At 56.2% G+C, this 21,274-nt stretch carries 19 protein-coding genes; 9 read left to right on the top strand and 10 right to left on the bottom strand.

Annotation, left to right across the window (positions count from 1 at the left end):
* Window positions 1-134 precede the first annotated feature (134 nt).
* From thiC to PU683_RS21550, 9 genes are all read left to right on the top strand, one after another.
* Window positions 135-2,030: a phosphomethylpyrimidine synthase ThiC gene (thiC, locus tag PU683_RS21590; protein WP_277174623.1), complete on the top strand. Its 1,896-nt coding sequence runs from the start codon at window positions 135-137 to the stop codon at window positions 2,028-2,030.
* Window positions 2,030-2,665, top strand: coding sequence for a thiamine phosphate synthase (gene thiE, locus PU683_RS21585; protein ID WP_277174622.1), 636 nt, complete (start codon window positions 2,030-2,032; stop codon window positions 2,663-2,665). The genes thiC and thiE overlap by 1 nt, the downstream gene beginning before the upstream one ends.
* Entirely contained in the window at window positions 2,658-3,416 is a 759-nt protein-coding gene (locus PU683_RS21580; RefSeq protein ID WP_277174621.1) for a HesA/MoeB/ThiF family protein, read from the top strand. Before thiE ends, PU683_RS21580 begins: the two co-directional genes overlap by 8 nt.
* Window positions 3,397-3,597, top strand: a complete 201-nt coding sequence (gene thiS, locus PU683_RS21575) for a sulfur carrier protein ThiS (protein WP_277174620.1) — start codon at window positions 3,397-3,399, stop codon at window positions 3,595-3,597. Before PU683_RS21580 ends, thiS begins: the two co-directional genes overlap by 20 nt.
* A 1-nt stretch (window position 3,598) precedes the next feature.
* A complete protein-coding gene (gene thiG / locus PU683_RS21570; RefSeq protein ID WP_277174619.1) occupies window positions 3,599-4,369 on the top strand; it encodes a thiazole synthase in 771 nt (256 codons plus the stop codon).
* Window positions 4,366-5,520 (top strand): 2-iminoacetate synthase ThiH, encoded by a 1,155-nt coding sequence (gene thiH, locus PU683_RS21565; protein ID WP_277174618.1) that lies wholly within the window; start codon window positions 4,366-4,368, stop codon window positions 5,518-5,520. The genes thiG and thiH overlap by 4 nt, the downstream gene beginning before the upstream one ends.
* A gap of 336 nt (window positions 5,521-5,856) precedes the next feature.
* Complete coding sequence (locus PU683_RS21560; protein WP_023479403.1) at window positions 5,857-6,162, top strand: PTS sugar transporter subunit IIB; 306 nt, start codon at window positions 5,857-5,859, stop codon at window positions 6,160-6,162.
* Window positions 6,163-6,166: 4 nt separating this feature from the next.
* The gene (locus PU683_RS21555) at window positions 6,167-6,484 is read left to right on the top strand and encodes a PTS lactose/cellobiose transporter subunit IIA (protein WP_124970758.1); all 318 of its coding nucleotides are present in this window, start codon (window positions 6,167-6,169) and stop codon (window positions 6,482-6,484) included.
* A gap of 97 nt (window positions 6,485-6,581) precedes the next feature.
* Window positions 6,582-7,661 (top strand): AraC family transcriptional regulator, encoded by a 1,080-nt coding sequence (locus tag PU683_RS21550; protein ID WP_346771070.1) that lies wholly within the window; start codon window positions 6,582-6,584, stop codon window positions 7,659-7,661.
* Here the strand turns inward: PU683_RS21550 and PU683_RS21545 are convergent.
* The 10 genes from PU683_RS21545 to PU683_RS21500 form a co-directional block, all read right to left on the bottom strand.
* On the bottom strand, window positions 7,588-8,652 hold the full coding sequence (locus PU683_RS21545) for an alpha/beta hydrolase family protein (RefSeq protein ID WP_277174617.1): 1,065 nt from the start codon (window positions 8,650-8,652) through the stop codon (window positions 7,588-7,590). The genes PU683_RS21550 and PU683_RS21545 overlap by 74 nt on opposite strands.
* A 142-nt stretch (window positions 8,653-8,794) precedes the next feature.
* Window positions 8,795-13,018, bottom strand: a complete 4,224-nt coding sequence (gene rpoC / locus PU683_RS21540; protein ID WP_277174616.1) for a DNA-directed RNA polymerase subunit beta' — start codon at window positions 13,016-13,018, stop codon at window positions 8,795-8,797.
* A 76-nt stretch (window positions 13,019-13,094) separates the two neighbouring features.
* A complete protein-coding gene (rpoB, locus tag PU683_RS21535) occupies window positions 13,095-17,123 on the bottom strand; it encodes a DNA-directed RNA polymerase subunit beta (protein ID WP_277174615.1) in 4,029 nt (1,342 codons plus the stop codon).
* Between the two features lie 321 nt (window positions 17,124-17,444).
* Window positions 17,445-17,813: a 50S ribosomal protein L7/L12 gene (gene rplL / locus PU683_RS21530; RefSeq protein ID WP_035890291.1), complete on the bottom strand. Its 369-nt coding sequence runs from the start codon at window positions 17,811-17,813 to the stop codon at window positions 17,445-17,447.
* Between the two features lie 66 nt (window positions 17,814-17,879).
* Entirely contained in the window at window positions 17,880-18,377 is a 498-nt protein-coding gene (gene rplJ, locus PU683_RS21525) for a 50S ribosomal protein L10 (protein WP_007704673.1), read from the bottom strand.
* A 298-nt stretch (window positions 18,378-18,675) separates the two neighbouring features.
* Complete coding sequence (gene rplA / locus PU683_RS21520) at window positions 18,676-19,380, bottom strand: 50S ribosomal protein L1 (protein WP_187800512.1); 705 nt, start codon at window positions 19,378-19,380, stop codon at window positions 18,676-18,678.
* A 3-nt stretch (window positions 19,381-19,383) separates the two neighbouring features.
* On the bottom strand, window positions 19,384-19,812 hold the full coding sequence (gene rplK / locus PU683_RS21515; RefSeq protein ID WP_023479393.1) for a 50S ribosomal protein L11: 429 nt from the start codon (window positions 19,810-19,812) through the stop codon (window positions 19,384-19,386).
* Between the two features lie 141 nt (window positions 19,813-19,953).
* The gene (nusG, locus tag PU683_RS21510) at window positions 19,954-20,499 is read right to left on the bottom strand and encodes a transcription termination/antitermination protein NusG (protein WP_006816549.1); all 546 of its coding nucleotides are present in this window, start codon (window positions 20,497-20,499) and stop codon (window positions 19,954-19,956) included.
* 1 nt (window position 20,500) lies between these two features.
* Entirely contained in the window at window positions 20,501-20,884 is a 384-nt protein-coding gene (gene secE, locus PU683_RS21505) for a preprotein translocase subunit SecE (RefSeq protein WP_003033128.1), read from the bottom strand.
* 228 nt (window positions 20,885-21,112) lie between these two features.
* On the bottom strand, window positions 21,113-21,274 hold a 162-nt coding region (locus PU683_RS21500), incomplete at its 5' end, for an EF-Tu C-terminal domain-related protein (protein WP_072275890.1).

Raw genomic sequence — 21,274 nt, 5'->3', positions numbered from 1 at the left:
GCGGAACCTGATCAGGCTAATACCTGCGAAGGGAACAAGAGTAATCCATCCACAACACCACCCTTGCGGGCGGTTTGCTGCCATTACTCCATCCGTCGTCTGACAAGCCATCTCCTTTGACACTGGAATGAGCTATGTCTACTACTCAACGTTCACGCCGTGAACAACGCGCCCAGGCGCAACACTTTATCGATACGCTGGAAGGCACCGCTTTCCCCAACTCCCGCCGCATCTACCTCATCGGCTCCCAGCCCGATATTCGCGTACCAATGCGCGAAATCCAGCTTAGCCCGACTCTCGTCGGCGGCTCCAAAACTGCCCCACAGTATGAAGAGAACGAAGCGGTGCCCGTGTATGACACCTCCGGCCCGTACGGCGATCCGGCGATTGCCATCGATGTGCAGCAGGGTCTGGCTAAGCTGCGCGCACCGTGGATCGCTGCCCGCAATGACAGCGAAGAGCTGGAACATCGCAGTTCAGCCTATACCACTCAACGCCTGGCGGATGACGGCCTTGATGCCTTGCGTTTTAATGGCCTGCTGTCGCCGCGCCGCGCCAAAGCGGGTAAATGCGTGACGCAGTTGCACTACGCCCGCCAGGGCATCATTACCCCGGAGATGGAGTTTATCGCCCTGCGCGAAAACATGGGCCGCGAGCGCATTCGCAGTGACGTGCTTCGTCGTCAACATCCGGGCGAAGGGTTTGGCGCGCGGCTGCCGGAGAACATTACGCCAGAGTTTGTCCGCGCTGAAGTGGCGGCAGGCCGGGCCATTATCCCCGCCAACATTAACCACCCGGAGTCGGAACCGATGATCATTGGCCGCAACTTCCTGGTGAAGGTGAATGCCAATATCGGTAACTCTGCCGTCACCTCGTCGATTGAAGAGGAGGTGGAGAAGCTGGTGTGGTCAACCCGCTGGGGCGCGGATACGGTGATGGATCTCTCCACTGGTCGCTATATTCATGAAACCCGTGAGTGGATCTTGCGTAACAGCCCGGTGCCGATCGGCACTGTTCCGATCTACCAGGCGCTGGAGAAGGTCAACGGGATCGCTGAAGATCTTAGCTGGTCAGTATTCCGCGACACCCTGCTGGAGCAGGCGGAACAGGGAGTCGACTACTTCACTATCCATGCTGGCGTACTGCTGCGCTATGTACCAATGACCGCGCAGCGCCTGACGGGCATTGTTTCGCGCGGCGGCTCGATCATGGCGAAGTGGTGCCTCTCGCACCATCAGGAGAATTTCCTCTACACCCACTTCCGCGAGATCTGCGAAATCTGTGCGGCTTACGATGTCTCTTTGTCACTCGGCGATGGTCTGCGCCCGGGATCGATTCAGGACGCCAATGACGAAGCGCAATTCGCCGAGCTGCATACGCTGGGTGAGCTGACCCACATCGCCTGGGAGTATGACGTGCAGGTGATGATTGAAGGTCCCGGTCACGTGCCGATGCAGATGATTCGCCGCAACATGACCGAAGAGCTGGAGAGCTGCCACGAAGCGCCCTTCTACACCCTTGGGCCGCTCACCACCGATATCGCGCCGGGCTATGACCACTTCACCTCCGGCATCGGCGCGGCGATGATTGGCTGGTTTGGCTGCGCAATGCTCTGCTATGTCACGCCGAAAGAGCACTTAGGCCTTCCGAACAAAGAGGATGTTAAACAGGGGCTGATCACTTACAAAATCGCCGCCCACGCCGCGGATCTGGCCAAAGGCCACCCAGGGGCGCAGATCCGCGATAACGCCATGTCGAAAGCGCGATTTGAGTTCCGCTGGGAGGATCAGTTCAACCTCGCTCTCGACCCCTTCACCGCCCGTGCCTATCACGATGAAACCCTGCCGCAGGAGTCGGGCAAAGTGGCGCACTTCTGCTCAATGTGCGGACCGAAATTCTGCTCAATGAAGATTTCGCAGGAGGTGCGTGATTACGCCGCCGCGCAGAGCATCGACGCGGGCATGGCGGATAAAGCCAGCGACTTCCGCGCCCGCGGCGGGGAGATCTACCTGAAACAGGAGGAGGCGTAATGTACCAGCCTGATTTCCCGCCGGTACCCTTTCGCCTCGGGCTCTATCCGGTGGTCGATAGCGTGGAGTGGATCTCCCGCCTGCTGGACGCAGGCGTACGCACCCTGCAACTGCGTATCAAAGATAAGCGCGACGAAGAAGTGGAAGCGGACGTGATAGCCGCCATTACCCTTGCTCGCCGCTACAATGCGCGGCTGTTTATCAATGATTACTGGCGGCTGGCGATTAAACACCAGGCCTACGGCGTGCATCTTGGCCAGGAGGATCTGACCACCACCGACCTGAACGCCATTCGCCAGGCCGGACTGCGGCTCGGCCTCTCAACCCATGACGATATGGAAATTGACGTCGCGCTGGCGGCACGCCCCTCCTACATCGCGCTCGGACACGTCTTCCCGACGCAAACCAAGCAGATGCCTTCCGCTCCGCAGGGGCTGACAGCACTTACGCGCCACGTTGCGCGGCTCGGTGACTACCCGACGGTGGCGATCGGCGGCATCAGCCTCTCCCGTGCGCCAGAGGTGCTGGCAACGGGCGTCGGTAGCATTGCCGTCGTCAGCGCCATTACCCAGGCGGATGAGTGGCTACAGGCCACGCGGCAGCTACTGGATCTCGCGGGGGTGGGCGATGAATGATCACGACTTTATGCGCTACAGCCGCCAGATTTTACTGGAGGAGATCGCCATTGCCGGGCAACAAAAGCTGCTCGACAGCCGGGTGTTGATTGTCGGCCTTGGCGGTCTTGGCGCACCGGCCGCCGCCTACCTGGCGGGCGCGGGTGTCGGCATGCTGATGCTGGCGGATGATGACGCCGTGCACCTGAGCAATCTACAACGGCAGATTCTGTTTACCACGCGCGATATTAACCAGCCCAAAGCCACGGTGACGGCCGAGCGGCTGCATCAGCTTAACCCGCAGATTGAACTGCTCTCCCTCCCACAGCGGCTCAGCGGCCATGCACTGCTTGAGGAGGTCGCGCGCGCCGATGTGGTACTCGATTGCAGCGATAACATGCAGACCCGCCAGGCGATCAACGCCGCCTGCGTGGCGCGCAATACGCCACTGGTTTCCGGCAGTGCCGTCGGTTTTGGCGGCCAGCTGCTGGTGCTCACCCCGCCCTGGGAGCAGGGCTGCTACCGCTGTTTGTGGCCCGACGATCGCGAGCCGGAACGCAACTGCCGCACGGCGGGCATTGTCGGCCCGGTGGTCGGCATCATGGGAGCAATGCAGGCGCTGGAAGCCATCAAGCTGTTAACCGGCATGCAAGCGGCGCAGGGGGAGCTGCGGCTGTTTGACGCCCGCACCAACCTGTGGCGCACCCTCGCACTGCAGCGCGCCAGCGCCTGCCCGGTCTGCGGAGGGCATCATGCAAATACGCTTGAATGACGAGCCGATGGCTTGCGAGCCAGCGCTGAGTGTTGCCGACCTGCTAGAGGCTCTCGATCAGTTAAAGCCGGGCGTCGCGCTGGCGCTAAATGAGGCGATTCTGCCGCGTGAGCGCTGGGAAGAACAACAGCTGCAGGATGGCGATCGCATCCTGCTGTTTCAGGTTATCGCAGGGGGTTGAGATGTTACGTATTGCAGATAAAACCTTTTCTTCACGCCTCTTTACCGGCACGGGGAAATTTGCCACGCCGCAGCTGATGGTGGAGTCGATTCAGGCGGCGGGTAGCGAGCTAGTGACGCTGGCAATGAAGCGCGTCGATTTACGCCAGCGCAACGACGCTATTCTACAACCGCTGATTGACGCGGGCGTCACCCTGCTGCCGAACACCTCCGGTGCGAAAAATGCCGAAGAGGCGATCTTTGCCGCCCAGCTGGCGCGTGAAGCGCTGGGCACACACTGGCTGAAGCTGGAGATCCACCCCGATGCGCGCTGGCTGCTGCCGGACCCTATCGAAACCCTGCGCGCGGCAGAGAAGCTGGTGCAGAGCGGGTTTGTGGTGCTGCCCTACTGCGGCGCGGATCCGGTGTTATGCAAACGGCTGGAAGAGGTAGGGTGCGCAGCGGTAATGCCGCTCGGTGCGCCGATTGGCTCGAATCAGGGGCTGGAGACTCGCGCCATGCTGGAGATCATCATTGAGCAGGCCAGCGTGCCGGTGGTCGTGGATGCCGGCATCGGTGCGCCAAGCCACGCCGCGCTGGCGCTGGAGATGGGCGCGGACGCCGTGCTGGTCAACACCGCCATCGCCGTCGCGGACGATCCGGTCGCCATGGCGCGCGCGTTTCGCCTGGCAGTGGAAGCCGGGGCGCTGGCGCGCCGCGCAGTGCCGGGCGCGCGCCAACACTACGCTGCGCCCACCAGCCCACTGACCGGCTTTCTGGAGACGCTGCAATGAAGACGTTTACCGACCGCTGGCGGCAGCTGAACTGGGATGATATTCGCCTGCGTATTCACAGCAAGACCACCGCCGATGTCGGGCGCGCGCTTAACGCCCGGCAAGTGACCCGCGACGATATGATGGCGTTGCTCTCCCCGGCGGCCAGTGAACTGCTGGAACCGCTGGCGCAGAAAGCGCAGCGTCTGACCCGCCAGCGCTTTGGCAACACCGTCAGTTTCTATGTCCCGCTCTATCTGTCTAATCTCTGCGCCAACGATTGCACCTATTGCGGTTTCTCTATGAGCAACCATTTGAAGCGCAAAACGCTGGATGAGCAGGAGATCGCCCGGGAGTGTGCCGCCCTGCGTGAACTGGGATTTGAGCATCTGCTGCTGGTCACCGGCGAGCATCAGGGAAAAGTAGGGATGGACTATTTTCGCCGCCACTTCCCCGCGATTCGCCGCCGTTTCGCCTCCTTACAGATGGAAGTGCAGCCGCTCTCTGAAGAGGAGTATCGCGAGCTAAAAGGGCTCGGGCTGGATGGCGTGATGGTCTACCAGGAGACCTACCATGAGGCGCAGTATGCCCGGCACCATCTGCGCGGTAAAAAGCAGGACTTTTTCTGGCGGCTGGAGACGCCGGATCGCCTTGGCCGCGCGGGGATCGACAAGATCGGCCTTGGCGCGCTGATGGGGTTATCCGATAGCTGGCGCGTCGACTGCTATATGGTGGCGGAACATCTGCTCTGGTTACAGCAGCACTACTGGCAGAGCCGCTACTCCGTTTCGTTTCCTCGCCTGCGCCCCTGCGCGGGCGGGATCGAACCTGCGTCAATTATGGATGAACGCCAGCTGGTGCAGACTATCTGCGCGTTTCGCCTGCTGGCACCGGATACGGAGTTGTCGCTGTCGACGCGGGAATCACCGCACTTTCGCGATCATGTTATTCCGCTTGCCATCAACAATGTCAGCGCCTTTTCCAAAACGCAGCCCGGCGGTTATGCCGACGATCACCCGGAACTGGAGCAGTTCTCACCCCACGATGGACGACGCCCGCAGGCGGTGGCTGATGCGCTGATCGCCCGTGGGCTGCAACCGGTATGGAAAGACTGGGATAGCTGGCTGGGACGTGTGCCGCAAAAAAAGAGTAATACGCTGATAAACGAATAATTTTCTTTCGGCCTGTTACGTAAAGTGAAATTCGGGCGCTGGCACCAACGCGCCCGCTGCGGCACCCTATCTTCGTCAGCGTACACTGACCGGAGCGGGCGCTGTTCCCCTCTCCCGCTCCGCCCCTCTTCAGCAGGTACGCTGCTTATCGCGCTGGGCAACACTGCGGCTAACGGTGGTCATGCAAGGAGTGAAACGAGGTGATGTCAGGTTGTAACCGGTTTCACATTCGCTGCTCTTTCTTTGTGATGCCAGACACACAATCACCGTAAAGCGGTTGTTGAAGTCAACGCCGACGGATAATTATCAATTATCCCATCAACACCGAGGCTGACTATGAAAAACATCGTTTTATGCTGTGCAGCAGGTATGTCCACCAGCATGTTGGTGCAACGAATGAAAGACGCGGCGCAAAAGAAAGGCGTCGAGGTCACCATCAAAGCGGTTCCTGTTGCGGATTTTAAAGATGAGATTGCAACGGCAGATATCGTGTTGCTGGGGCCGCAGGTGAAGTATGAGCAGGCAAAACTGCAGGCGCAGGCCGAGCCGCTGGGTAAGAAGGTGGCGGTGATCGATATGATGGATTACGGCATGATGAAAGGCGATGTCGTACTGGAAAAAGCCCTTAAGCTGCTGGAGTGAGCGCGTGGAAGAGTTAGAAACCATCATTATGGAACTGCTGGTCAACGCTGGTGCGGCGCGCAGCCAGGCACTGACCGCGCTGCAGATGGCGCGTAAAGGCGATTTCGACGACGCGGAAAAAGCGATGGAGGAGTCCCGCGAATTTGTTAAAGCTGCGCATAAGATCCAGACCCAGCTTATCGGTCTGGACGAAGGCACCGGTAAACTGCCGGTCAACCTGATCACCGTTCACTCGCAGGACCACCTGATGAACGCGATGGTTATCCAGGATCTGGCCGACGACCTGATTGAGATCTACCGCAGGCTCCCGCCGCGCGGTTAATATTCGCTTCACCACCTGCTGAGACGCTCGCTTTGCCGGGCGTTTTTTATTGCTGCCAAAACGGTGAGGTGTATTCCGCGCCGTTTTATGGCACAACATGGCATTCATTGATCGTAATCGCCGCAGCAGGTGCCCGATGCCCGCCATTCCCGTTCCGTTTTATACGTTCTCCCTGCTGCTAATGCTGCTGGCAAAGGTCTGGCTACAACGCCCCTGCGGCTACCGCACCCTCGCCACGTTTATCACCGGCTGCGCGCTGCTGGTGCTGATGACGGCGCTGCGCTGGCAATTTGATGCGCCGATGTTTCGACAGCTACAGTCGATGCTGGCGATCACGCTGCCGCCGCTGGCATGGCGCTGTTTTGCCAGTGTGACCGGGCAAAGCCGCACCGCTGAACGTATTGCCTCGCTGCTACCGCCTGCAATCGCACTGGCGCTGAACCTGATCGCGCCCATGGCTACGGACATTGTGCTGATGTTGCTCTATATCGGTTACGGCGGCGCGCTGATATGGACCGCTTATCGCGGCGCGGATGCGTTCGTACTGACCCGGTTAACAGATGCGCCCAGCACGTCGGTGATGGCCCTTCTTGCCGGTGCGTTTCTCTGCTTTAGCGGCCTGACCGATCTGGCGATTATGCTCGACTTCGCCTGGTATGACGGCTTACAGGCACCGCGCCTCGTCGCCCTCTCGCAGGCGATACTGCTGCCGTTTATCTGCCTCGCCATTCTTTACAGCGGTAAAAAAATCCCCGCTGCTGACGAGACAGAGGTGATACAGCCAGCCGATGAGCAAAGGGTGGTGGTGGAGAGCGATCTTGTCACGCTCTGTGAAAAGCTGGAGGCGCGCCTGCGTGAACAGCAGCTCTTTCTCAATAACGATCTGACGCTCGATCTGCTGGCACGAAAATGGGTGATCCCTGCCCGTCAGATTTCACGGGCAGTCAATGCGGTGCGCGGCTGTAATGTCTCGCAGTGGATTAACGGCTTCCGCATCCACTACGCGCAGCACCTGCTGCTCACCACCGATGCACCCATCACCAGCATCATGCTGGATGCTGGCTTTGCCACCAAATCTAACTTCAACCGTGAGTTCGTGCGTATCAGCGGCGTGAGCCCGACGGAGTTTCGCCGCGCAGCGGCGGGTATTTCAGCGCCTGCTGCAGAAAAGCGCTGATCGTGTCGCTAAGCCGCTGATGAATATCAGCCCGGCTTAGTGCACCGCCATCCTCACACACTATCCCCTCGCCCGGATCCTGTGCCTCAATCAGCGCCTTCGCACCGGGCTTGCAGAGCTGCATAAAGCTAAAATGCGTTGCGCCCGGGATGCTCTGCGCCTGCTGCTTCGCCGCCGGAATGTAATGTTGCAAATAGCCCGATTCCAGTCGCGCAGGCAACTCGACGCTGTCAGCCTGTGCGGAGAGGATTAGCACCGACACATTCAGTTGTGCAAGGCTTTCAGGCGTGAAACCGCGCGCCAGTCCCAAATCCAGCGACACTACGGCTTTGATGAGTGGCTCACGCTGGCTCTCCATTAACGGGCCCGAAGCCGCAGGGCGATCGATGCCCAGGGTCGGGATCAACTTACAGCCCGACAGTGCAGGATGGCTTTTACAATCCGTTTGCAAGCGCCTGGTATCAAAGCGTGCACCCGCCAGTTCCATCACCGTCCAGCCGCCCAGCGAGTGGCCGATCGCGGCAATGCGGCGGGTATCGACCTGTCCAGCAATAGCAGAATTGCCCATCAGTTCATTCATTACGCGGCGCAGGTCGCGCGGGCGCTGCCAGAGCTGCCAGGCATCCTGCTGCGCTTTATTGCGGGTGGTGGTGCCCGGATGATCGGGTGCGGCAACAATATACCCCTGCGCCGCCATACGTTGCGCCAGCCAGTTCAGGTTACGCCAGTTGCCGCCATACCCGTGCGAGAGCAGTAATAACGGATGTTTGCCGTCGACGGGTTGGGCATTACGTAGTGCCGGTGTGCCAACAAAAACCGGGTTTTCGCCCACCGTTTCGGGGGTGCCGGTTTGAGCGGTGGGATACCAGACGGCGACATCAAGTGGGCGAGCTTTATCCTCTTCCAGATGCAACTGGCGGAAAGCGGTATCGGCATGGGTTAACCCGCTGAGAAGGAGCGTAAAAGAGAGAATCACTGTGCGTAAGGACATAATGCGTTCCTGATCAATTAACAGAACGCTGAGTGTGCCCGTCCTGTGCGCGGCGGGCGTCCTGGAACGCGATCGAGGACCGATTTAGCGGATTCTGGACATAAAAAAACCCGCCGAAGCGGGTTTTTATGACGAGAAACGATTACTCGTTGTCGGAACCGCCCAGACCTGCGTTCAGCAGTTCTGCGAGGCTCGCGGAGGCGTCTTCCGCAGTCACCTGCGGTGCTGCCGGCAGTTCGCCAGCGGCGCGACGGCGCATACGATCCTGGTGGTACGCATAACCGGTACCGGCCGGGATCAGACGACCCACGATGACGTTCTCTTTCAGACCGCGCAGTTCGTCGCGTTTGCCCGCAACGGCTGCTTCGGTAAGCACACGAGTCGTCTCCTGGAACGATGCCGCGGAGATAAAGGACTCGGTCGCCAGAGACGCTTTGGTGATACCCAGCAGATCGCGTGCATAGGTTGCACTGATTTTGCCGTTCGCTTCGAGATCGCGGTTAGCAATCTTGACGCGTGAGTATTCAACCTGCTCGCCTTCCAGGAACTCGGAGCTGCCCGCGTTCACGATGGTAGCTTTACGCAGCATCTGACGAACGATAACTTCGATGTGCTTATCGTTGATCTTAACGCCCTGCAGACGGTAAACGTCCTGTACTTCGTTGGTGATATAACGCGTTACCGCGTGTACGCCACGAAGACGCAGAATGTCGTGCGGCGCTTCCGGACCGTCGGAAACCACGTCACCACGTTCTACACGTTCACCTTCAAACACGTTGAGCTGACGCCATTTCGGGATCATCTCTTCGTACGGATCGCTACCGTCAACCGGCGTGATCACCAGGCGGCGCTTCCCTTTGGTCTCTTTACCGAAGGAGATGATACCGCTGATTTCAGCCAGGATTGCCGGCTCTTTCGGACGACGTGCTTCGAACAGATCCGCAACGCGCGGCAGACCACCGGTAATATCCTTGGTACCGCCGGATTCCTGCGGAATACGCGCCAGGGTGTCACCGGAGCTGATCTGTACGCCATCTTCCAGCTGTACAATCGCTTTACCCGGCAGGAAGTACTGGGCAGGCATATCGGTGCCTGGGATCAGTACGTCGTTGCCATTGGCATCAACGATTTTCAGTGCCGGACGCAGATCTTTACCACCAGAGGTACGCTCTGCGGAGTCCAGAACCACCAGCGAAGAGAGACCGGTCAGTTCGTCGGTCTGACGGGTAATCGTCTGACCATCGATCATGTCGGTGAAGCGGATGAAACCAGCCACTTCGGTGATTACCGGCATGGTGTGCGGATCCCAGTTTGCAACGGTTTCACCGCCGGCAACCTGCTCGCCATCACCCTTCGCCATCACCGCACCGTAAGGCACTTTATAGCTCTCTTTGGTACGACCGAATTCGTCGATCAGTTTCAGCTCAGTGTTACGGGAGGTGACCACCAGCTTGCCGCTGGAGTTAACAACCGACTTCGCATTGCTCAGACGGATGCTACCTTTGTTTTTCACCTGGATGCTGGATTCAGCAGCCGCACGCGATGCCGCACCACCGATGTGGAACGTACGCATCGTCAGCTGTGTACCCGGCTCACCGATGGACTGTGCTGCGATAACGCCGATGGCTTCACCTTTGTTGATGATGTGGCCACGCGCCAGGTCACGACCATAGCAGTGGGCGCACACACCAAAGTCGGTGTCGCAGGATACAACGGAACGCACTTTTACGGAGTCGACAGAGTTCGCTTCCAGCAGGTCACACCACTGTTCGTGCAGCAGCGTGTTGCGCGGAACCAGAATGTCTGCGGTGCCCGGCTTCAGAATGTCTTCAGCAGTCACACGACCCAGAACGCGATCGCGCAGCGGCTCTTTAACGTCGCCACCTTCGATAACCGGCGTCATGGTGATCCCTTCGAGGGTGCCACAATCGTCTTCGGTTACGACCAGATCCTGTGCCACGTCAACCAGACGACGGGTCAGGTAACCGGAGTTCGCGGTTTTCAGTGCGGTATCCGCCAGACCTTTACGCGCACCGTGCGTGGAGATGAAGTACTGGAGTACGTTCAGACCTTCACGGAAGTTCGCGGTGATCGGCGTTTCGATGATGGAGCCATCCGGCTTCGCCATCAGACCACGCATACCAGCAAGCTGACGAATCTGGGCTGCAGAACCACGCGCACCGGAGTCGGCCATCATGTAGATGCTGTTAAAGGAAACCTGCTGCTCTTCAACGCCGTCACGGTTAATAACGGTTTCAGTCTGCAGGTTATCCATCATCGCTTTGGATACGCGATCGTTCGCCGCGGCCCAAATATCGATAACTTTGTTATAGCGTTCGCCCGCGGTAACCAGACCAGACTGGAACTGCTCCTGGATCTCAGCAACTTCGGCTTCCGCTTCAGAGATGATCTCGTGTTTCTTCTCCGGGATGACCATGTCATCGATACCAACGGATGCACCTGAACGCGCTGCATAAGCAAAGCCGGTGTACATCGTCTGGTCGGCGAAGATAACGGTCGGCTTCAGACCCAGAATGCGGTAACAGGTGTTCAGCATTTTGGAGATCGCTTTCTTGCCCAGCGCCTGGTTGACGATGGAGAAAGGCAGACCTTTCGGTACGATCATCCACAGAATGGCACGGCCAACGGTCGTGTCTTTCAGGCTGGTGGTCGCAACGAACTCGCCGTTAGCATCTTTTTCATATTCGGTGATACGCACTTTAACGCGCGCATGCAGAGAGGCCAGGCCAGCGCGATAAATACGCTCAGCTTCTTTCGGGCCAGTCAGCACCATGCCTTCGCCTTTGGCGTTAACACAGTCACGGGTCATGTAGTACAGACCCAGTACAACGTCCTGAGACGGAACGATGATGGGTTCGCCGTTCGCCGGGGACAGGATGTTGTTGGTAGACATCATCAGCGCACGCGCTTCGAGCTGGGCTTCCAGCGTCAGCGGTACGTGAACAGCCATCTGGTCACCATCGAAGTCGGCGTTGTATGCCGCACAAACCAGCGGGTGCAGCTGGATCGCTTTACCTTCGATCAGTACCGGTTCAAATGCCTGGATACCCAGACGGTGCAGTGTTGGTGCACGGTTCAGCAGTACCGGGTGTTCGCGGATAACTTCGTCCAGGATATCCCAAACGACAGCTTCTTCGCGCTCAACCATTTTCTTCGCGGCTTTGATGGTGGTGGCGAGGCCACGCAGTTCCAGCTTGCCGTAAATGAACGGTTTGAACAGCTCCAGCGCCATTTTCTTCGGCAGACCGCACTGATGCAGACGCAGGTATGGACCTACGGTGATTACAGAACGACCGGAGTAGTCAACACGCTTACCGAGCAGGTTCTGACGGAAACGCCCCTGCTTACCTTTGATCATATCGGCCAAAGATTTCAGCGGACGCTTGTTGGAACCGGTGATCGCACGACCGCGACGGCCGTTATCCAGCAGGGCGTCAACCGCTTCCTGCAGCATACGTTTTTCGTTGCGTACGATGATGTCCGGTGCCGCCAGATCCAGCAGACGTTTCAGACGGTTGTTACGGTTGATCACGCGACGATAGAGATCGTTCAGATCCGACGTTGCGAAACGACCACCATCCAGCGGAACCAGCGGACGCAGGTCCGGCGGCAGCACTGGCAGAACGGTCAGGATCATCCACTCCGGCTTGTTACCAGACTGTACGAACGCTTCCAGCAATTTGATACGCTTGGTCAGCTTCTTACGTTTGGTTTCGGAGTTGGTTTCGTTCAGCTCTTCACGCAGCTGTTCGCACTCTTGCTCCAGATCCATGCTTTTCAGCAGGGCCTGGATCGCTTCGGCGCCCATCTTCGCGTCAAATTCGTCACCAAACTCTTCCAGCGCATCCAGATACTGCTCTTCAGTCAGGATCTGGTTACGTTCCAGGTTGGTCATCCCGCCTTCGATCACTACATAGGATTCGAAGTAGAGAACGCGTTCGATATCACGCAGCGGCATATCCAGCAGCAGACCGATACGGGACGGCAGCGATTTCAGGAACCAGATGTGTGCAGTCGGGGAAGCCAGTTCGATGTGGCCCATGCGCTCACGACGCACTTTAGTCTGGGTCACTTCAACGCCGCACTTCTCACAGATCACACCGCGGTGTTTCAGGCGCTTGTACTTACCGCACAGGCACTCGTAATCTTTTACTGGCCCGAAGATACGCGCACAGAAAAGGCCGTCACGCTCAGGTTTGAACGTACGGTAGTTGATGGTTTCTGGCTTTTTAACTTCACCAAAAGACCATGAACGGATCATGTCTGGCGAAGCCAGAGCAATTTTGATCGCATCAAACTCTTCGGTTTTAGTTTGCGCTTTCAGAAACTTTAATAAGTCTTTCACGGATTTGCTCCCGTCGGAGTTAGCACAATCTGGTGCCGGGTGTTACACCGGCACCAGTGACCTGTTTGAGCGAGAGTTACTCGTCTTCCAGCTCGATGTTGATACCCAGCGAACGAATCTCTTTCAACAGTACGTTGAAGGACTCTGGCATCCCCGGTTCCATCTGATGGTTGCCGTCCACGATGTTCTTATACATCTTGGTACGACCATTCACGTCATCAGACTTAACGGTGAGCATTTCCTGCAGGGTGTATGCCGCGCCATATGCTTCCAGCGCCCACACTTCCATCTCCCCGAAGCGCTGACCACCGAACTGCGCCTTACCACCCAGCGGCTGCTGAGTAACCAGGCTGTAGGAACCGGTGGAACGCGCATGCATTTTGTCATCAACCAGGTGGTTCAGTTTCAGCATGTACATGTAGCCAACGGTAACCTGGCGCTCGAACTGCTCACCGGTACGACCGTCGAACAGTGTGATCTGACCGGAAGTCGGCAGGCCACCCAGCTGTAACAGCTCCTTGATTTCAGACTCTTTCGCACCGTCGAAGACCGGCGTTGCGATCGGCATGCCTTTACGCAGGTTTTCAGCCAGACGCAGCACTTCGTCATCGCTGAAGGTGCTCAGGTCGACTTTCTGACGAACGTCAGCGCCCAGATCGTATGCACGCTGGATGAACTCGCGCAGTTTCGCGACTTCCTGCTGCTGTTTCAGCATGGCGTTAATCTTGTCGCCAATACCTTTCGCAGCCATACCCAGGTGGGTTTCAAGGATCTGACCGATGTTCATACGAGACGGTACGCCCAGCGGGTTCAGTACGATGTCTACCGGCGTGCCGTTTTCATCGTATGGCATATCTTCGATCGGGTTGATCTTGGAGATAACGCCCTTGTTACCGTGACGACCTGCCATCTTATCACCAGGCTGGATCTGACGTTTAACGGCCAGATAAACCTTAACAATCTTCAGCACGCCCGGTGCCAGATCGTCGCCCTGAGTGATCTTACGGCGTTTCGCTTCGAGTTTTTTCTCGAACTCGTGTTTCAGTTCGTCGTACTGTTCAGCCAGCTGTTCCAGCTGATTCTGTTTCGCTTCGTCGGTCAGGCCGAGTTCCAGCCAGCGGTCGCGCGGCAGTTTGTCGAGCTTATCAGCTTCAACGCCACCGGATACCAGCACGGAGTGGATACGGCTGAACAGGCCAGCTTCGAGGATCTGCAGTTCTTCAGACAGGTCTTTCTTCGCCTGTTTGAGCTGCATCTCTTCGATTTCCAGCGCACGTTTGTCTTTTTCCACGCCATCGCGGGTGAAGACCTGAACGTCGATAACCGTACCGGAAACACCGTTTGGTACGCGCAGAGAAGAGTCTTTAACGTCAGACGCTTTCTCACCGAAGATCGCGCGCAGCAGTTTCTCTTCAGGCGTCAGCTGGGTTTCACCCTTCGGCGTTACCTTACCAACCAGAATGTCGCCGCCGGTCACTTCTGCACCGATGTAAACGATACCGGATTCATCCAGTTTGGAGAGCGCAGCTTCACCCACGTTCGGGATGTCAGCGGTGATCTCTTCCGGCCCCAGTTTGGTGTCACGGGACACACAAGCCAGTTCCTGGATGTGAATAGTGGTGAAACGATCTTCCTGAACCACACGCTCGGAGACGAGGATGGAGTCTTCGAAGTTGTAACCGTTCCACGGCATGAACGCTACGCGCATGTTCTGACCGAGCGCCAGTTCACCGAGGTCGGTGGACGGACCGTCTGCCAGCACGTCGCCGCGCTCAATCGGCTCACCCAGGTAGACACACGGCATCTGGTTGATACAGGTGTTCTGGTTAGAACGGGTGTATTTGGTCAGGTTGTAGATGTCGATACCTGCTTCGCCCGGGTACATCTCGTCTTCGTTAACTTTGATAACGATACGGGAAGCATCCACGTACTGAACGGTACCGCCACGTTTCGCTACGGCGGTTACGCCGGAGTCAACGGCAACAGCACGTTCCATACCGGTACCAACCAGCGGCTTATCAGCGCGCAGAGTCGGAACCGCCTGACGTTGCATGTTCGCACCCATCAATGCACGGTTGGCGTCATCGTGTTCCAGGAACGGAATCAGGGATGCACCGACGGAAACCACCTGCTGAGTGGAGACGTCCATGTAGTCAACCTGATCTGCGCTGAAGAGGCTTGATTCGCCTTTGCTGCGGCAGGTTACCAGATCGTCTGCGAAACGCCCCTCTTCCGTCAGGTTGGTGTTCGCCTGAGCGATAACGTAGTTACCCTCTTCAATTGCAGAGAGGTAATGGATCTCGTCAGTCACCACGCCGTCAGTCACTTTACGGTACGGCGTTTCGAGGAAGCCGTATTCGTTAGTCTGTGCATAGACGGACAGGGAGTTGATAAGACCGATGTTCGGACCTTCAGGCGTTTCGATTGGACATACGCGACCGTAGTGTGTCGGGTGTACGTCTCGAACTTCAAAGCCTGCGCGCTCACGGGTCAGACCGCCCGGGCCAAGTGCAGAGATACGACGCTTGTGCGTAATCTCAGACAGCGGGTTGTTCTGATCCATAAACTGGGAGAGCTGGCTGGAACCGAAGAACTCTTTCACCGCCGCCGAAATCGGCTTGGCGTTGATCATGTCCTGCGGCATCAGGGTATCCAGATCGCCCAGAGAGAGACGCTCTTTCACCGCACGCTCTACACGCACCAGGCCCACGCGGAATTGGTTTTCCGCCATTTCGCCTACGGAACGGATACGACGGTTGCCGAGGTGGTCGATATCATCCACTTCACCGATGCCGTTACGGATACCGATGAGCTTTTTCATCACTTCGATGATGTCGTCGTTGCTCAGGATACCGGAACCTTCAATGCTGTCGCGCAGCAGAGAACGGTTGAACTTCATGCGGCCTACCGCAGAGAGATCGTAGCGGTCTTCGGAGAAGAACAGGTTTTCAAACAGGCTTTCAGCCGCTTCGCGAGTCGGCGGCTCACCCGGGCGCATCATGCGGTAGATTTCTACCAGCGCGCTCAGACGATCGTTAGTTGGGTCGACGCGTACGGTTTCAGAGATGTACGGGCCATGATCCAGATCGTTGGTGAACAGAGTTTCGATACGTTTGTGACCGGCCTGGCTCAGTTTGGCCAGCAGATCGAGCGACAGCTCCATGTTAGCCGGACAGATCAGCTCGCCAGTGGATTCGTCAACGTAGTCTTTCGCCGCAACTTTGCCCGCGATGTACTCAACCGGCACTTCGATATGTTGGATTTCGTCTTTTTCCAGCTGACGAATGTGGCGCGCGGTGATGCGGCGGCCTTTCTCAACATACATTTTGCCGTTGGCTTCGATATCGAAGGAGGCGGTTTCGCCACGCAGACGTTCCGGCACCAGTTCCATCTGCAGCTTGTTGTCGCGGATCTCAAAGACCACTTTCTCAAAGAACAGGTCAAGGATCTGTTCAGTGGTGTAGTTCAGCGCGCGCAGAATAATGGTTGCCGGCAGCTTACGACGACGGTCGATACGAACGAACAGGTTGTCTTTCGGATCGAACTCAAAGTCCAGCCAAGACCCACGGTAAGGAATAATACGTGCGTTATAGAGCACTTTACCGGAAGAGTGGGTTTTACCCTTGTCGCTGTCAAAGAAGACGCCCGGGCTACGGTGCAGCTGAGAAACGATAACACGCTCAGTACCGTTGATAACAAAGGTACCGTTGTCGGTCATGAGCGGAATTTCGCCCATGTAGACTTCTTGTTCTTTAATGTCTTTTACGGTGCCTTCCGGCGCTTCGCGCTCGTAGATCACCAGACGCAGTTTTACGCGCAGCGGGGCAGAGTACGTCACACCACGGATTTGACACTCTTTTACGTCAAATACGGGTTCGCCAAGACGGTAGCTGACGTATTGCAGTTCCGAATTGCCGCTGTAGCTCTTGATCGGGAACACGGAGCGGAAAGCCGCTTCGAGACCGTACTGGCCTTCAGGATCTTGCTCGATGAACTTCTGGAACGAGTCAAGCTGGATAGAAAGGAGATAGGGAACATCCAGTACTTGTGGACGTTTACCAAAATCCTTACGAATACGTTTTTTCTCGGTATAGGAGTAAACCATAGGGTTCCTCAGCTCGCTGACAAGTCGACCCATCTGCCCAGGGAAAGGACAGTTTGTGCAACACTATTTTTTTGACCGGAAAGTGGAGCACTTTCCGCAATGCTTGTTGCTATCACGCTTAAATCATTTCATTGCGATTTACACAGCGCCGAGCGGCTGTCGCAGTATATTAAGTCGTCGATAGAAACAAGCATTGAAAAGGCAACAGGTAGTCAAACAGTGTGAAACACTACCAGCGCCTTCTACAGCGCAAAAAGGCTGGTGACCAAAAAGTCACCAGCCATCAGCCTGATTTCTCAGGCTGCAACCGGAAGGGTTGGCTTATTTGACTTCAACTTCAGCGCCAGCTTCTTCCAGAGATTTTTTCAGAGCTTCAGCGTCATCTTTGCTCACGCCTTCTTTCAGAGCGGCCGGAGCAGATTCTACCAGGTCTTTAGCTTCTTTCAGACCCAGGCCAGTTGCGCCACGTACTGCTTTGATAACAGCAACTTTGTTAGCGCCAGCGGCTTTCAGAATAACGTCGAATTCAGTTTTCTCTTCAGCAGCTTCAGCAGCCGGGCCAGCAGCAACAGCTACAGCGGCAGCAGCAGAAACACCGAATTTTTCTTCCATTGCAGAGATCAGTTCTACAACGTCCATTACGGACATAGCGGCAACTGCTTCAATGATTTGATCTTTAGTGATAGACATTTAAATTGTTCCTGAATATCAGAATAAGTTTATACGTAAGCGAATGCTTTACACAGATAACTGCGATTAAGCAGCTTCTTTCGCATCGCGTACAGCAGCCAGAGTACGAACCAGTTTGCCAGCAGAGGCTTCTTTCATGGTTGCCATCAGGCGTGCAATTGCTTCTTCGTAGGTCGGCAGGGTTGCCAGGCGATCGATCTGGGACGCCGGGATCAACTCACCTTCAAAGGCAGCGGCTTTGACCTCAAATTTTGCATTCGCTTTCGCGAAATCTTTGAACAGACGAGCAGCAGCGCCCGGGTGTTCCATAGAATATGCAATCAGGGTCGGACCAACGAACGCGTCTTTCAGGCACTCAAACTGAGTACCTTCAACAACACGGCGCAGCAGGGTGTTACGAACAACACGCATGTAAACGCCGGCTTCGCGACCTGCTTTACGCAGTTCGGTCATTTTGTCTACGGTAACGCCACGGGAATCCGCAACAACCGCAGACAGCGCGCCTTTGGCTACTTCGCTGACTTCAGCAACAATCGCTTGTTTGTCTTGAAGATTTAAAGCCATTAGCTTTGCTCCTGGATGTTTGCCAGGGCTCATGCCCTGGAACTCACTTCACTCTTTTCAACGAAAAGAGCGTCTTAATACGGTGAGCAGAAACAAGCCAAAGAGTACTTAAAAAATATTCTTCAGGTTCTGTCACCGTCTACGCAGGGAATTAAGTCTCTTTCGAAACACCTGCGGTCTTCGACGGAGGCCTGGATAGGCCAGGCTCCAACGAACAAATCTGTTTGTTTGCTGGCTTACGCGAGCAAAACGTGGGGGAAGATTGTAGACAAATCCGCCACCCACGTAAAGGCGAATATTAGTTCGCCGCTGCGTTCAGACCAGCCTGGTCTACCGCAACACCAGCACCCATGGTGGTGGAGATGCTAACTTTCTTGATGTACACGCCTTTCGCCTGAGACGGTTTTGCTTTTTTCAGCGCAACCAGCAGAGATTCCAGGTTTTCTTTCAGTTTGTCAGCGTCGAAGTCCACTTTACCGATGGTGGTGTGGATGATGCCGTTTTTGTCGTTACGGTAACGAACCTGACCCGCTTTAGCGTTTTTAACCGCTTCAGCAACGTTCGGCGTTACAGTACCAACTTTCGGGTTCGGCATCAGGCCGCGCGGGCCCAGAACCTGACCCAGCTGGCCAACAACGCGCATTGCATCCGGAGAAGCAATAACAACGTCGAAGTTCATTTCGCCTTTCTTGATCTGGTCAGCCAGATCTTCCATACCTACCAGCTCAGCGCCAGCTGCTTTAGCAGCTTCAGCGTTCGGGCCCTGGGTAAATACGGCTACGCGAACAGAACGGCCAGTACCGTGCGGCAGTACAGTTGCACCACGTACGTTCTGGTCAGATTTACGTGCGTCGATGCCGAGGTTAACGGCAACGTCTACGCTTTCTACGAATTTAGCAGTGGCCAGCTCTTTCAGCAGAGCAATGGCTTCGTTGATGTCGTACTGTTTGGTCGCATCAACTTTGTCACGGATCACGCGCATACGCTTGGTCAGTTTAGCCATTTCTTAATCCTCCACTACCAGGCCCATGGAACGCGCAGTACCTTCGATTGAGCGAGTCATCGCTTCAATGTCAGCACCGGTCATGTCCGCGGCTTTAGTCTGAGCGATTTCCTGCAGCTGAGCGCGGGAGATGGTGCCCACTTTGTCTTTGTTCGGCTTGCCGGAACCAGACTTGATACCAGCCGCTTTCTTCAGCAGAACTGCTGCCGGAGGCGTTTTGGTAACGAAAGTGAAGGAACGGTCAGCGTAAACGGTAATAACAACCGGAATCGGCAGACCTTTTTCCATGGATTCTGTTTTTGCGTTGAACGCTTTGCAGAATTCCATGATGTTAACACCCTGCTGACCCAGAGCCGGACCAACCGGTGGGCTCGGGTTTGCCATGCCAGCTGCAACCTGCAGCTTGACGTAGGCCTGGACTTTCTTAGCCATTGAAATTTCCTCGTTTGGGTATAGCGCCCCGAAAGGCTCCCCGTGGTTAAAACTGTTTTACCGGTTCAGAACCCGTAAAAACAAAAGGCGCGAAATTGTATGTCAATTTCGCGCCCTGTGCAACGTTTGTTCGCCGATTATTTAGGCTTTTTCGACCTGGCTAAAGTCCAGCTCGACCGGGGTCGCACGACCGAAGATAGAGACGGAAACTTTCAGGCGGGACTTCTCGTAGTCCACTTCTTCAACGACACCGTTGAAGTCGGCAAACGGACCATCGCTAACGCGGACCATTTCACCTGGCTCGAACAGCGTTTTCGGACGCGGCTTATCACCAACCTGCTGCAGGCGGTTCATAATCGCATCGACTTCTTTATCGCTAATCGGTGCAGGACGATCGGAAGTACCACCGATGAAGCCCATTACGCGCGGAACGCTGCGCACCAGGTGCCAGCTGGCGTCGTTCATTACCATCTGGACAAGTACGTAGCCCGGGAAGAATTTGCGTTCGCTTTTGCGACGCTGGCCGCCACGGATTTCGACCACTTCTTCGGTCGGCACCATAACTTCACCAAACAACTCTTCCATGTTGTGTAATTTGATATGCTCGCGCAGCGAAGTTGCTACGCGGCCTTCAAAACCGGAAAACGCCTGAACGACGTACCAGCGCTTTTTAGGAGCTTCAGACATCTCAGAACCTCAGGCCAGTGATAAAGGAAACCAGGCGGACCAGAATACCATCCAGCCCCCACAGGATCAGTGACATAACTGCGGTGACCGCAGCCACAATCAACGTGGTGTGCAATGTTTCCTGACGAGTGGGCCAAATCACTTTACGTACTTCGGTTCTCGCTTCACGGGCAAAAGCAACGGTCGCTTTTCCCTTCGTCGTCAACAGCGCGACACCACCTGCTGCAGCAATCAGAATTACAACTGCCAGCGCGCGGAGCGGCAGCATCATGTCACGATAAAGATAGTTGCCAACGATAGCCACGAGCAGCAGTACTGCAACAACAACCCACTTCATCGCTTCCAGGCCGCGCCCGCTCCCTTGAGCTTCGGTATTCGCACTCATAAACCAACCTGTCACAAGAATTCAGACAAACATTTTTGCCCCGCATAAGCGAGGCAACCAAACCGAAATGCTCTGGCGAGTTTCGGACTCACGCCCTCTTCAGAGCCTGTCTCAGCAATGATTATGGACAAAAAAATCACTGATGAGCCAGGTTCTGGGTCGAAAGCGTACAAAAAGGGCATCAAATGATGCCCTTTTCTTGCGCATTGCGTCAAATGTTATCAGCGATTAGCTGAGAACTTTTGCTACAACGCCCGCGCCAACGGTACGGCCGCCTTCACGGATTGCGAAACGCAGACCATCGTCCATCGCAATCGGGTGAATCAGGGTAACAACCATTTTGATGTTGTCGCCCGGCATTACCATCTCAACGCCTTCCGGCAGTTCGAT

This window comes from Candidatus Kosakonia sp. 282A-S69 (assembly GCF_029433855.1).
Lineage (GTDB): Bacteria > Pseudomonadota > Gammaproteobacteria > Enterobacterales > Enterobacteriaceae > Kosakonia > Kosakonia cowanii_A.
This window is presented reverse-complemented; position numbering and strand designations above follow the sequence as displayed.